The organism is Pseudomonas sp. ACN5 (assembly GCF_002303975.1).
Lineage (GTDB): Bacteria > Pseudomonadota > Gammaproteobacteria > Pseudomonadales > Pseudomonadaceae > Aquipseudomonas > Aquipseudomonas laurylsulfatiphila.
Genome location: NZ_MRCP01000004.1, coordinates 408,965 through 422,698, shown reverse-complemented (window position 1 = coordinate 422,698; position 13,734 = coordinate 408,965). Strand labels below are relative to the sequence as shown.

The following is a 13,734-nucleotide window of genomic DNA, read 5'->3' as shown; positions in this document are numbered from 1 at the left end:
ATGCCACTGATACTCCGCTTTCGTCGGATCGCCGCCCGGAGCAAGCCCGCTCCCACTTTTTTTGATCTATAGCGTCTGAACTATCAGACAACAGGCGCGGGTGGTGGCTCATCCGGCAAAGTAGGTTCGCCAGGCTCCATCGGCTGTTCATTCGGGGTATCAGGATCAGGCTGGCCGGGGATACCCCCTGCCATGCTGACGGGCGGATGTGCCAACAAGGACCAGGCCAGAACGCCAACCTGATTGGGTTCAAGCCTTGCCAGTTCGGCACTGATTCGCGGATCGATCTTCATTCGGCACTCCTGGGCGATGGCCCGACCCGCCTTGCGCGGATCGGAACAGTACACTCCATAGAGTGTACCCCCGCTCAGGAATTCCCGACATTTGTCAGACGGTTGACTCAGGTGCGCGGCAGGGTCACGCCACGCTGGCCCTGATACTTGCCGCCACGGTCCTTGTAGGACACTTCACACTCTTCGTCCGACTCAAGGAACAGCATCTGCGCCACGCCTTCGTTGGCGTAGATTTTCGCCGGCAGATTGGTGGTGTTGGAGAACTCCAGGGTCACGTGACCTTCCCACTCAGGCTCGAGCGGCGTGACGTTGACGATGATGCCGCAGCGCGCGTAAGTGCTTTTACCCAGGCAAATGGTCAATACATTGCGCGGAATGCGGAAGTATTCGACGGTGCTGGCCAGGGCAAAGGAGTTCGGCGGAATGATGCACACGTCGCTGTGGATGTCGACGAAACTGCCGGCATCGAAGTTCTTCGGGTCGACGATGGCCGAATTGATGTTGGTGAACACCTTGAAATGATTGGTGCAACGCACGTCGTAGCCGTAGCTCGACACGCCGTAGGAGATCACACGGCTATCGTCGCTGCCACGCATCTGGCGCTCGACGAAAGGCTCGATCATGCCGTGTTCCTGCGCCATGCGGCGAATCCACTTGTCCGATTTGATGCTCATGGCGGGTGTCCTGAATTGCGAGGTCGAAAAATTCTGTCCGGCATCTTACCGGGCGCGCCGCCGGGTTCAAAGTCCGGGGTGAAATTCTCGCCGAACAGGCAGGAATTACGCGCATTGGCGACGAACCGTCACACCGCCGATCCTTAAAACAGAGAAACCTTCGCAAGAAGCATTGGCACGTCCCGGAAAAAGGGTTAAGGTGGCGTCACTGTGCTGCTTGTGTCACTGAGAATCTCTACACGATATGTTGAATTTCGATCCAACCATCTACAAGAATTTTTCCTGCTCTTTGCACTCAGTCTCGGCCAGGGTTCTTCCTGAGTCGCAGTTATCTTTGTTCAAGGAGTTACACCATGTCTAATCGCCAAACCGGTACCGTTAAGTGGTTCAACGATGAAAAAGGCTTCGGCTTCATCACCCCACAATCCGGTGACGACCTGTTCGTTCACTTCAAAGCTATCCAGTCCGACGGCTTCAAAAGCCTGAAAGAAGGCCAACAGGTTTCTTTCATCGCTACCCGCGGTCAGAAAGGCATGCAAGCTGAAGAAGTTCAAGTTATCTAACTTGTACTTGCTTTAGTAAAAAGCCCCGCCCTCAACAGCGGGGCTTTTTTGTGCCTGTGTGTTTTTCACAGGTAAAAAAAGATCGCAGCCTGCGGCAACTCCTACAGAGCTGCCGCAGGCTGCGATTTTTTAGCGTATTACCAGGTCACGCCAAACCCTGCTGTGTAGCGCGTCTTGTCCAGATCCGCATCGTCGGTGCCACTGATGATGTCCCGCTCCGCCTTCAGGTTCAGCGAAGCCCAGTCAGTCACCTTGTAGCGCAACCCCATCTCGGCATCGAGTGCGTAGTCGGCCACATCCGACAGCGGCTTGCCGACCTCACCATTGGTGAAGAACTCGACACGCTTGCCGATCAGGTAGCGGCTGTAGTCCCACGTCATGGCCAGGGCGTAGAAATTTTCCTTGCTGCCATCGGAGAAATCATAGTCCGTGCGGTTGACCAGCGAACCCAGGGAGAACGCCCCGAGTTCGTTATCCCAGAACTGATAGCCGGGACCCGTGCCAACGGTGCGTTGACGGGAAAGGTCTTCGACCTTGTCGCGTTTGTACACCAGGCGCCCCTGCCAGAACCATTGCTCGGTCAGGAACCGGTCGATGGAGTACTCGGCCCGCCAGTTGTCCGTGGTCACCACGTCGTCCTGGAACTCGCGGTTGTATTCGCCTTCGGCGGTATGCCGCCAGCGACCGTGGCGCGCACTGGTCTTGAAATCGATGTCGTAGTCATCGGTATCGTTTTCCGCCCGCTGATAATCCAGCGCGACATCGACATTGCCTTTCCACACCAGATCCTCGACCACCGGTTTTGGCTTGAGAATCTGCTGAATGCTCGCCAGTTCGACGGTCTTCGGTGCATCGCCATTGGCCAGCGTGACCTTGCCGGCGTCCGCCGCTTTCAGCGACCTGGATTTCTCACCCGTGTAGGCATCCTGCTTGACCAGCAATTCCTGATCGCTGTCCAGGGTCTTGACCTGCTTCCAGTCGATCGTCACCGCACCGGCATACTCGGTCTGGATCAGCAGCTTGCCGCCATCGAACAGCGTGATCCTGCCACTGAGCTTGTCACCGTTGTTCAACCACACGGTATCGGCTAGCAAGGGAGTGGAGGCGCCAAGGACAGCGAGACATAGCAGGGATCTGGACAACATAAGCAAAATACAGGCTCGGGATTGCGAAAAAATCGGCATTATCCGCAGGAATAAGGCCCTGACAAGGACTGACCCGGCTATTTCTGCCGAGTTCATTTCTCAAGCGACCGTACAGGAATTACTCTACAGACGGTAAAGCAGACTTCTTCAGGACTGACGGACGTGACCGATCCAACCGATGACCCCGAGAGCGCAGCGCAAATCCGACGCACGGCGCTGTATCTGACTCTGGCGCAAGTCCCCGAGGGCAAAGTCGTCAGCTATGGCCAGTTGGCCGAGCTTGCAGGATTGGGTCGCGCCGCTCGCTGGGTAGGCCGCACACTCAGCCAATTGCCGAGCGACAGCAAGCTGCCCTGGCATCGCGTTCTGGGCGCAAACGGGCGTATAAGCCTGCCGGTCGGCAGCCCTTCAGGTGATGAGCAGCGCGCACGATTACGCATGGAGGGCATCAGTGTCCTGAATAATCGTGTTGATATTCAGCGCCATGGCTGGCGTCCGGTAGAGCACAGCGGTTAGAGTGCGCGCTTTGTTTCCGTATTTCTTGAGGCAGACTCCAGCCCATGCCCCGTAAAACCTGGCGCGCCGCGCTCGCCGCTTATGCCAGCCCTTCGACACTCGTGCTGTTGCTGCTTGGCTTCGCCGCCGGCCTGCCCTACATGCTGGTGTTTTCGACACTTTCGGTCTGGCTCCGTGAAGCCGGCGTGGCGCGTGAAACCATTGGCTATGCAAGCCTGATCGGCCTGGCCTATGCCTTCAAATGGGTCTGGTCGCCCCTGCTCGACCAATGGCGACTGCCATTGCTCGGCAAACTCGGCCGACGACGATCCTGGCTCGTATTGTCCCAGGCACTGGTCATTCTGGGCCTGATCGGGATGGGCTTCTGCGACCCGCAAAAGCATCTGTCCTGGCTGATCGCCATTGCCGTGGTCGTCGCTTTCGCATCAGCGACGCAAGACATTGCAGTAGACGCCTACCGACTGGAAATCGCCGAAGACAATCGCCAGGCCGCCCTGGCCGCCAGCTACATGTCCGGTTACCGGGTCGCTGCGCTGCTGGCCACCGCAGGCGCGCTGTACTTCGCCGAAGGCTTTGGCTCCACCGGCTTCAACTACAAGCATTCGGCCTGGGCCGGCACTTACATCCTGTTCGGCGCACTGATGGTCCCGGCCCTGCTGACGTCCCTGTTCATGCGCGAACCACCCGTGCCGTTGCGAACGCAACTGCAGGCCGGGCGCTACAGCTTCATGCATCAACTGGCCTCGGTGTTCGTGCTGATCATTTTGCTGGTGTCCGTGCCAGCCATGTTCACCCAGCTCTACAACACCGACTTCGCCAGCGTACTGTTCGAAGGTGTGAGCCTGCTCGACCTGCTGCTCGAAGACCGCGCACTCCTGAGGGCCATCCTCTACATCACGCTCACCGCCCTGTGCCTCTCGGCCATGGGCCGTCGTGGCCTGGCGCCGGTGCTGACGCCGGTCAACGACTTCATCCTGCGATACCGCTGGCAAGCACTGCTGTTGCTCGGCCTGATCGCCACCTATCGGATGTCCGATACGGTCATGGGCGTGATGGCCAACGTGTTCTACATCGACCAGGGCTTCACCAAGGACCAGATCGCCAGCGTGAGCAAAATCTTCGGCCTGATCATGACCCTGGTCGGCGCCGGCATGGGCGGCCTGCTGATCGTGCGCTTCGGCATCCTGCCAATCCTGTTCATCGGCGGCATCGCATCCGCGGCGACCAACATCCTGTTCCTGATGCTCGCCGACATGGGCCCCAACCTGAACATGCTGGTACTGACCATCTCCCTGGACAACTTCAGTTCAGGCCTGGCCACCTCGGCCTTCGTGGCCTACCTGTCGAGCCTGACCAACCTCAAGTTCTCCGCCACCCAGTACGCCTTGCTCAGCTCGATCATGCTGTTGCTGCCACGCCTGATCGGCGGCTACTCCGGGGTCATGGTGGAGAAGTTCGGTTATCACGATTTCTTCCTGATTACCGCCCTGCTGGGCGTCCCGACCCTGCTATTGATCGCCTTGCACTGGTTCCAGGAGAACCGCCGCGCAGGCCCGACACCCACCCCGGAACCGGTGCAGACCCCGGTAGCCGAAGAATCGTAGGTTTTTTCTGCAGGAAGAATCGCGGAGGGCCGAGTGAATCGCGCCCTCCTGCCACACCACCGACCGCACGCCTGTACGCCAGCGGATCTCGCCCGTACAATGCTCCGTCATTTCTCGTCATCAGCAATCGATAACGGCCAACCATGCGCACCAGTCAATTTTTGCTCGCCACACAAAAAGAAACGCCTTCCGACGCGGTCGTGATCAGCCACCAGCTGATGCTGCGCGCCGGCATGATCCGCAAGCTTGCCTCGGGCCTGTACACCTGGCTGCCGATGGGCTTGCGGGTAATGCGCAAGGTCGAAGCCGTCGTTCGTGAAGAAATGAACGCCGCCGGCTCTCTCGAAGTGTTGATGCCGAGCACGCAACCGGCCGAGCTGTGGCAGGAATCCGGGCGCTGGGAGGAGTACGGCCCTGAATTGCTGCGTTTCAAGGATCGCCACGGCCGCGACTTCTGCGCCGGCCCGACCCACGAAGAAGTCATCACCGATCTGATGCGCAACGAGTTGAGCAGCTACAAGCAGCTGCCGATCAACCTGTACCAGATCCAGACCAAATTCCGTGACGAAATCCGCCCACGCTTCGGCTTGATGCGCGGCCGCGAATTCATCATGAAGGACGCCTACTCGTTCCACGCTGACCAGGCTTCGCTGCAGGTCACCTACGACCGCATGCACCAGGCCTACTGCAACGTGTTCACCCGTCTGGGCCTGAAGTTCCGCCCTGTTGAAGCCGACAACGGCTCCATCGGTGGTGCCGGTTCCCACGAGTTCCACGTGCTGGCCGAGTCCGGTGAAGACGACATCGTGTTCAGCAACGGCTCCGACTACGCCGCGAACATCGAGAAAGCCGAAGCCGTGCCACGGGAAACCTCGCGCGCCGCTGCGACCGAACAACTGCGCCTGGTCGACACGCCGAATGCCAAGACCATTGCGCAACTGGTCGAAGGCTTCAACCTGCCGATCGAGAAAACCATCAAGACCCTCGTGGTGCACGCCGAAGAGAAAGGCAAGCTGATTGCCCTGATCATCCGTGGCGACCATGAGCTGAACGAAATCAAGGCCGCCAACCAGCCAGGCGTGGCCAGCCCTCTGGTCATGGCCTCGGAAAGCGAACTGCGCGAAGCCATTGGCGCCGGCGCCGGCTCCCTCGGTCCGTTGAACCTGCCGCTGCCGATCATCATCGACCGCTCGGTCGAACTGATGAGCGACTTCGGCATCGGTGCCAACATCGACGACAAACACTACTTCGGCGTGAACTGGGAGCGCGACTTGCCTGTTCCGACCGTTGCCGACCTGCGCAACGTAGTTTCCGGCGACCCGAGCCCTGACGGCAAAGGCACCCTGGAAATCAAGCGCGGCATCGAAGTCGGGCACATCTTCCAGCTGGGCAACAAGTACAGCAAAGCGATGAAGTGCGAAGTACTGGGCGAGAACGGCAAGCCGGTCACCCTGGAAATGGGCTGCTACGGCATTGGCGTGTCTCGCGTGGTGGCGGCTGCCATCGAGCAGAACAACGACGAAAACGGGATCATCTGGAGCGACACGCTCGCGCCGTTCCAGATTGCCCTGGTGCCGCTGCGCTACGAAACCGAGCAGGTTCGCGAAGCCACCGACAAGCTGTACGCGGAACTGACCGCTGCCGGCTTCGAAGTGCTGCTGGACGACCGTGACAAGAAAACCAGCCCGGGCATCAAGTTCGCGGACATGGAACTGATCGGCATTCCACACCGGATCGTGGTCAGCGACCGCGGCCTGGCCGAAGGCAACCTGGAATACAAGAGCCGTACCGAGGCCGACGCACAAGCGCTGCCGGTCGCCGACGTACTGTCCTTCCTTCAGGCCCGCATCCGCCGCTGATAGCAGATATAGAGACGTCATGTTCAAGCGAAACACCTTAGGCCTCGGTGGTGCCGCCTTGTGCGGCACCCTGCTGGTCAGCGGCTGTGCCAATCACATGTCACAACGCAGCGAGCACGAGGAACGGGTCGAGCGCAAACTGCTCGATCACAGCCTGCAGATCGATGTCGGTGAGCCCAAGGTGCTTGAGCTGCCGCAACGGCGGGTGAAAATCCACGAGCAGAAGACTTTCGAAGTCACCGAGTACGAAGTCACGCGTCACTATGACCGCTATACACCGTACCAACCCTGGCGGGAGATCTACGAAATTCCGCTGGGCGCGGTGGCCGTGGTGGCGGGTGTCGGTGCCAACGTGGTCAATGTGTTCGCCCTCGGCAATCTGCCGGACAGCGTGACCAAGGACTGGCTGAGCTACGGTTTTGCCGGGCTCAACCCGTTCATGAACGTGCAGTCCCATGGCCGCGCGCAGCAGAACCTGGCCGGTATTGATGAAGTCCAGCGCGACAAACGCACGGAGTACTCAAGCCTGCCCTGGAGCGAGCGCCCGGTCGAGGTCAAGGCCGGCAAGGAAACCTTCGAACTGACCACCGACAAAAACGGCGTGTTGCGCCTGAATCTGTTGGATAACCCGTTCGCCGAACATGACATCAATCATTTGAGCCGCTTGCTGATTCGTGTTGAGGCTGCCCAGGACAACGTGCATGCCGATTCCACCCTGGCCGTCAGCAGCACCTTGCGCAGCAAGCTCTATGAAGCCCACGGGCTGATTTATGACGATCTCGAAGGTGACGAAGTCAGCCAGTGGGTCCACCGGGTCAAACGCCTGTCGGAGCTGGGTCTTGAAGAGGAAGCCAGTGAGCTGGAACAGAGCCTGATCGAGCTGACGCGCAACGATCCAGAATTGCAGACCGAGTTCCTGAAGTCGCTGGCCCGCAATGGCGAGCGACTGGTGGCGAATCCGGGACTCAATTAAAGCCAAAAAACTTCGTCGGATCGCCGCCCGGAGCAAGCCCGCTCCCACATTGGATTTCCATTGCTCACAAATCCAATGTGGGAGCGGGCTTGCTCGCGAAGGCGACCAGACATTCACCGCCTAACCTCATTCCTCCACTACCGCTCAAACAACTCCATCTGCTCGAACCCGCCCCGCAAGTCCTCCAGGCGTACACCGACCCCCAACAACCGCACCGCTTTACCGCCACGATTGAAGGCCTGGGTCAACATCAACTGATAACTCCCCAGATCCCGCCCTGCCCCGGCCTGCTCCAATGTCGTCTGCGTGAAGTCGTGAAATTTCACTTTGACGAATGGCTTGCCCGGACGATAACTGCTGTCGATTCGCGCCATGCGACCGGCCAGGGTCTCCAGCAGCTCGGGTAACTTATCCAGGCAACTCTTCAGGTCCGGCAGGTCAACGTCGTAGGTATTTTCGACACTGATTGACTGACGACGACTGTCGTTGTGCACCACACGTTCATCAATCCCACGGGCCAGGCTCCAGAGTCGCTCACCAAAGCTGCCGAACTCTCGCACCAGCGCCAGCTTGTCCCACTCGCGCAATTGCAGGCAATCCGTGATTCCCAGCTTGCCCAGCTTGTCGGCGGTCACTTTGCCGACCCCGTGCAGTTTGCTCACCGGCAAGCCACTGACAAAGTCCTCGACCTGGTCCGGAGTGATGACGAACAGCCCGTTGGGCTTTTTCCAGTCACTGGCGATCTTGGCCAGAAACTTGTTCGGCGCCACGCCTGCCGACACAGTGATGTGCAACTGATTGGAGACCCGACGCCGGATGTCCTGGGCAATTCGCGTTGCACTGCCAGCGAAATGCGCGCTGTCCGACACATCGAGGTACGCCTCGTCGAGCGAGAGCGGCTCGATGATGTCGGTGTAATCGCGAAAAATCGTGTGGATTTCCCTGGACGCTTCTCGATAGGCATCCATGCGTGGCTTGACGATGGTCAGGTCGGGGCACAGCTTCAAGGCATGCCCCGAGGACATCGCCGAACGCACCCCGTACGCCCGCGCCTCGTAATTGCAGGTCGCGATCACCCCGCGCCGGTCCGCCGAGCCGCCCACCGCCAATGGCTTGCCGGCCAGACGCGGGTCGTCACGCATCTCAATGGCGGCGTAGAAACAGTCACAATCGACGTGGATGATCTTTCGCTGAGTCATGGCAAAGCAGAGTTCATGGCAAGGAAAAGGCGTGTTGGTGTGACGGACATCCAGTATCTCACCGACACCTGTATATAGCACCAGTAGTCTGAATGTTCTTTTCGACGCGTGGGAAATGTCGCTGGTAAATTTATTTTTTCAATCAGAAAAACATTCCCGATAGAGCCGCAGGCCTTGCTCCGCCTGCCTCACAGGCGGACCAACCCGCTCATCGGCAAGCTAACCGATTGAAGATGAACAGGTTTTATCTGAATTGAAGGTTGACACCCCGGCGTATCTCTATAGAATGCCGACACACAGACGCGGGATGGAGCAGTCTGGTAGCTCGTCGGGCTCATAACCCGAAGGTCGTCGGTTCAAATCCGGCTCCCGCAACCAAACATCAAAAAAGGCTACTCGAAAGAGTGGCCTTTTTTGTGCGCGCTCGTTTTGTAGCACCGAACGCCGAAACAATGCCAGGACGCTCAACGGGACCGAAACCGGAAATCGTTCTGATTCCGAAACTTAGGCCATCGCTGCGACCGTTTGCCGCAATTCAACGTTTATTTGACCTGCTTCAGGATTAACGGTTGACACCCCGGCGTATCTCTATAGAATGCCGCCACACAGACGCGGGATGGAGCAGTCTGGTAGCTCGTCGGGCTCATAACCCGAAGGTCGTCGGTTCAAATCCGGCTCCCGCAACCAAACATCAAAAAGGCTACTCGAAAGAGTGGCCTTTTTTGTATCTGTTGAAAAAGTCCTTTCGCAACAATGATCTGTCACTGTGCAGCAAGCCGTTTGGGGCCCCCCATGCGCCGGGTTCAGACTATGCTCAATCGCAGGCTGAAGCCCTCACGACTGATGTCGCGCCGTCCCCGCCGCCCGGTGACAGGCATTAATATTTGTGATTATTTTTTTCTACAGGGATTGGTAACTTGGCTGGATACCCCCATCCTGTCGCGCACAATCCAAGAGGTGATTGATGCGCGCCAACTCGTCTGATTCACAAGACACTGTCACAGCGACACAACCGATCAAGGCTGAGCGTTTGCACCTGCTTGATCGATTGAGCAAATTCCGCCAACCCATTGGCCTGGCGATCACCCTGCTGTTGTTCGCGATCGCGCTGATTGCCTGTCGCCACCTGCTGAGCGAGCTCGACCTTTACGCACTGCACGACTCGATCCTCGAAGTTCCGAAACCTGCCTTGATGGGCGCACTGGGCGCAACCGTGGTGGGCTTCATCATTCTGCTCGGCTACGAATGGTCGGCCAGCCGCTATGCCGGGGTGAGCCTGGCACCGCGCGAGTTGGCGCTGGGTGGCTTCACAGCCTTTGCCATCGGCAACGCCATCGGCCTTTCAATGTTGTCGGGCGGCTCGGTGCGCTATCGCCTCTATGCCCGTCATGGCCTGGGAGCGGCTGAAGTCGCCCGCATGACGCTGTTCGCCAGCCTCTCGCTGGGTTGCGCCCTACCGCCGCTGGCCGCCTTGGCGACGCTCAGCGACCTGCCTGCCGCGGCCACCGCCCTGGGACTCTCCGAGACATTGCTTGGCGTAGTGGCGAGCGCCGTGCTCGTGCTGTTTTCGGTGCTGGCCATCGGTATCTACCGTCGCCGGTTGCCGGAACAGCCTTACCCGGACAACCTGCTGGTCAGGATCGGGCGCCGCACCTTGCGCCTTCCAGGAACTCGCCTGACGTTCCTGCAATTGATCATCACCGCCCTGGACGTTGCCGCCGCCGCAACGGTGCTGTATCTGCTGCTGCCGGAAACGCCGCCCTTTGGTGCGTTCATTCTGGTGTACCTGCTGGCCTTGGCTGCCGGTGTGCTCAGCCACGTGCCGGGCGGTGTCGGGGTGTTCGAGGCGATCTTGCTGGCGGCCTTTTCCGACACCCTGGGTGCTGCGCCACTGGCGGCCGCCCTGCTGCTCTATCGCCTGATCTACGTGGTCCTGCCCTTGCTGGTGGCCTGCCTGCTGTTACTGGTCAACGAAGGTCAGCGCCTGTTCCAGACCCGCCAGACATTGCGCGCGGCCTCGGGCCTGGCGGCGCCGATTCTGGCAGTGCTAGTGTTTCTGTCTGGTGTGGTCCTGCTGTTCTCCGGCGCCACCCCGGAAATCGACACCCGCCTGGAACACATCGGCTTTCTGATCCCCCATCGACTGGTCGACGCTTCGCACTTCGGCGCCAGCCTGGTCGGCGTGCTTTGCCTGTTGCTGGCCCAGGGCCTGCGCCGCCGGTTGTCGGCCGCGTGGATGCTGACCACCATCCTGTTGCTGGTCGGCGCCCTGCTCTCGCTGCTCAAAGGTTTCGACTGGGAAGAAGCCAGCCTGCTGGTGCTGACGGCGAGCCTGCTCGGGGTATTCCGCCGCTCGTTCTACCGCCCCAGCCGCCTGACCGAAGTACCGTTCTCGCCGCTGTACCTGGTGGCAAGCCTGTGCGTGCTCGGGGCGTCGATCTGGTTGCTGCTGTTCGCCTATCAGGACGTTCCGTACAGTCATCAACTCTGGTGGCAATTCACTCTGGACGCCGATGCCCCTCGCGGCCTGCGTTCACTGCTCGGGGCCGCCGTGCTGCTGGTAGTGGTGTCGCTGACCTGGTTGCTGCGCACCGCGCGCCCGGTCATTCACCTGCCGACACCCGAGGAGCTGGAGCGCGCCAGCAAGATCCTCATGGCCTCCGCGCAACCCGATGGCGGCCTGGCCCTGACCGGTGACAAGGCGCTGCTGTTCCACCCCAACGACGAGGCATTCCTGATGTACGCCCGTCGCGGCCGCAGCCTGGTGGCGCTGTATGACCCGATCGGCCCGGGCCAGCAACGGGCGGAAATGATCTGGCAGTTCCGCGACCTGTGCGACATCCACCACGCCCGCCCCGTGTTCTATCAGGTACGCGCGGAAAACCTGCCGTACTACATGGACATCGGCCTGACCGCGATCAAGCTCGGCGAAGAAGCCCGGGTCGATCTCAAGCGTTTTGATCTCGAAGCCAAGGGCAAGGAGATGAAGGACCTGCGCTACACCTGGAACCGTGGCACCCGTGACGGCCTGTCGCTGGAGATCTTCGAACCGGGCCAGGCGCCGATGGATGAACTCAAGGTGATTTCCGATGCCTGGCTGACCGGCAAGAACGTCCGCGAGAAAGGCTTTTCGCTGGGCCGTTTCAGCGATGACTACCTCAAGTATTTCCGCATTGCGGTGATTCGCTTCGAAGGACGCCCGGTGGCGTTCGCCAACTTGCTCGAGACCTACGGCCATGACCTGGCCAGCCTCGACCTGATGCGCGCGCACCCGGACGCGCCGAAGCTGACCATGGAATTCATGATGGTCGGCCTGATTCAACATTATAAAAACCATGGATACGCGCGTTTCAGCCTGGGCATGGTGCCGTTGTCGGGGTTGCAACCCCGTCGCGGCGCGCCATTGACCCAGCGCCTGGGCTCGATGGTATTCCGCCGTGGTGAGCAGCTGTACAACTTCCAGGGTTTACGCCGCTTCAAAGACAAGTTCCAGCCTGATTGGGAACCCCGTTATATGGCCGTGCCCGCCGGACTCGATCCGCTGGTTGCGCTGGCCGACACTGCCGCCCTGATCGCGGGCGGCTTGACCGGATTGGTGAAACGCTGATGATTCAACGCTCCTTGCGGTATGTTTTGGGCACACTGGTGATAGTGGCCCTGATTCTCGCTGGCGGTTTCTGGTACCTGAAACGCCCGGCACCGGAACCGACCCTCGAATGGCTGACCCCGACCGACGGTGCGGCGATGACCCGTGTCATCCCCGGCACCACGCCACGCGCCCAGGTGCTGGTGGCGGTCAACGAAGACCAGAAACTCAGCGACAAACAATTGATGACCCTGAGCCGCAGTGGCTCGGCGCAGATTGTCCAGGTGATCCTGCCCAAGGACTGCCTGCTGCAAAGTCGCGCCCTGCAATCGGGCCTGAGAGAACTCGAAGGCCCGGCAACCCTGGTCAGCGGCATCGGCCCGGGTGCCGTGCTGGCCTGGCGCTGGTTGTCCGAGCAGAAGAATGACAAGGCCCAGGCCGTCTCGGTCGACCTGGCCCTGGAAAAGGGTGGCTGCACTCACCTGCTGCCCAAAAGCGCTGCCCACGGTCACTGGCTGGTCGCGTGGAACGACAACCCGGACGACACCAGTGCCGGCTTCGTGCGTGATCAACCGAACGCCGAAACCAGCATCAGCGACTACGACATCAACCTGCCGCAAGTACTGAACAACGAACTGCGCAAGATCCTCGTCGGCGGCGACAAAGCCGCTGGCGGCCTGCAGATTCCGGTGGTCGAAGTGCCAGCCGGCCAGGCCAGGGACACCGTGACCCTGTTCCTGTCCGGTGACGGCGGCTGGCGCGACCTCGACCGCGACGTGGCGGGCGAGATGGCCAAGATCGGCTACCCGGTGGTCGGCATCGACACCCTGCGCTACTACTGGCAGCACAAGAGCCCTGAGCAAAGCGCACTGGACCTGACCGAACTGATGCAGCACTACCGGCAGAAATGGGGCACCAAGCGCTTCATCCTGACCGGTTACTCATTCGGTGCCGATGTTCTGCCGGCGATCTACAACCGCCTGGCCGAATCGGAACAGCAGCGCGTCGACGCGATCATCCTGCTGGCCTTCGCCCGCACCGGCAGCTTCGAAATCGAAGTCGAAGGCTGGCTCGGCAACGCCGGCAAGGAAGCCGCCACCGGCCCGGAAATGGCCAAGCTGCCAGCCGCCAAAGTGGTGTGCATCTACGGCGAAGAAGAAACCGACGAGAGTGGCTGCACCGACAAGACCGCGGTGGGCGAAGCCATCAAGCTGCCTGGCGGCCACCACTTCGACGAGAACTACCCGGCGCTGGCCAAGCGTCTGGTGGAGGTGATCGAGAAGCGGCAGGTGAAGGAAACGGCGGCTGCAGAGTGATCTGAC

At 60.1% G+C, this 13,734-nt stretch carries 11 protein-coding genes and 2 tRNA genes; 9 read left to right on the top strand and 4 right to left on the bottom strand.

All coding sequences use genetic code 11. From position 1 onward, the window contains the following. Positions 1-83 precede the first annotated feature (83 nt). Positions 84-293 carry a hypothetical protein gene (locus BSF40_RS10575; RefSeq protein WP_015093806.1) on the bottom strand — a complete coding sequence of 70 codons (210 nt, stop codon included), beginning with the start codon at positions 291-293 and terminating at the stop codon, positions 84-86. 107 nt (positions 294-400) lie between these two features. Further along, positions 401-967, bottom strand: coding sequence for a dCTP deaminase (gene dcd / locus BSF40_RS10570; RefSeq protein WP_007940589.1), 567 nt, complete (start codon positions 965-967; stop codon positions 401-403). Positions 968-1,320: 353 nt separating this feature from the next. On the opposite strand from dcd, the gene BSF40_RS10565 reads away from it, so the two are divergent. Then, positions 1,321-1,530 (top strand): cold-shock protein, encoded by a 210-nt coding sequence (locus tag BSF40_RS10565; RefSeq protein ID WP_002554837.1) that lies wholly within the window; start codon positions 1,321-1,323, stop codon positions 1,528-1,530. Between the two features lie 137 nt (positions 1,531-1,667). Here the strand turns inward: BSF40_RS10565 and BSF40_RS10560 are convergent, their stop codons facing one another. After that, entirely contained in the window at positions 1,668-2,675 is a 1,008-nt protein-coding gene (locus BSF40_RS10560) for a DUF481 domain-containing protein (RefSeq protein WP_095965069.1), read from the bottom strand. Positions 2,676-2,837: 162 nt separating this feature from the next. Between BSF40_RS10560 and BSF40_RS10555 the strand changes: the two genes are divergently transcribed. The 4 genes from BSF40_RS10555 (at position 2,838) to BSF40_RS10540 (ending at position 7,627) form a co-directional block, all read left to right on the top strand. Continuing rightward, positions 2,838-3,191 (top strand): MGMT family protein, encoded by a 354-nt coding sequence (locus BSF40_RS10555; RefSeq protein WP_095965068.1) that lies wholly within the window; start codon positions 2,838-2,840, stop codon positions 3,189-3,191. A gap of 44 nt (positions 3,192-3,235) precedes the next feature. Next, a complete protein-coding gene (locus tag BSF40_RS10550; RefSeq protein WP_095965067.1) occupies positions 3,236-4,795 on the top strand; it encodes an AmpG family muropeptide MFS transporter in 1,560 nt (519 codons plus the stop codon). 143 nt (positions 4,796-4,938) lie between these two features. Further along, complete coding sequence (locus BSF40_RS10545; protein ID WP_095965066.1) at positions 4,939-6,654, top strand: proline--tRNA ligase; 1,716 nt, start codon at positions 4,939-4,941, stop codon at positions 6,652-6,654. A 19-nt stretch (positions 6,655-6,673) separates the two neighbouring features. Further along, the gene (locus tag BSF40_RS10540) at positions 6,674-7,627 is read left to right on the top strand and encodes a hypothetical protein (protein WP_095965065.1); all 954 of its coding nucleotides are present in this window, start codon (positions 6,674-6,676) and stop codon (positions 7,625-7,627) included. A 137-nt stretch (positions 7,628-7,764) separates the two neighbouring features. Here the strand turns inward: BSF40_RS10540 and dinB are convergent, their stop codons facing one another. Further along, positions 7,765-8,826, bottom strand: a complete 1,062-nt coding sequence (gene dinB, locus BSF40_RS10535) for a DNA polymerase IV (RefSeq protein WP_095965064.1) — start codon at positions 8,824-8,826, stop codon at positions 7,765-7,767. A 301-nt stretch (positions 8,827-9,127) separates the two neighbouring features. On the opposite strand from dinB, the gene BSF40_RS10530 reads away from it, so the two are divergent. The 4 genes from BSF40_RS10530 to BSF40_RS10515 all read left to right on the top strand — a co-directional run bounded on the left by BSF40_RS10530 (position 9,128) and on the right by BSF40_RS10515 (position 13,728). After that, positions 9,128-9,204 (top strand) — tRNA-Met (locus BSF40_RS10530). 232 nt (positions 9,205-9,436) lie between these two features. After that, positions 9,437-9,513: transfer RNA gene (locus tag BSF40_RS10525), tRNA-Met, on the top strand. Positions 9,514-9,790: 277 nt separating this feature from the next. Further along, positions 9,791-12,433 carry a bifunctional lysylphosphatidylglycerol flippase/synthetase MprF gene (gene mprF / locus BSF40_RS10520; RefSeq protein WP_095965063.1) on the top strand — a complete coding sequence of 881 codons (2,643 nt, stop codon included), beginning with the start codon at positions 9,791-9,793 and terminating at the stop codon, positions 12,431-12,433. Further along, positions 12,433-13,728, top strand: a complete 1,296-nt coding sequence (locus BSF40_RS10515; RefSeq protein ID WP_095965062.1) for a virulence factor family protein — start codon at positions 12,433-12,435, stop codon at positions 13,726-13,728. The genes mprF and BSF40_RS10515 overlap by 1 nt, the downstream gene beginning before the upstream one ends. Positions 13,729-13,734 lie beyond the last annotated feature (6 nt).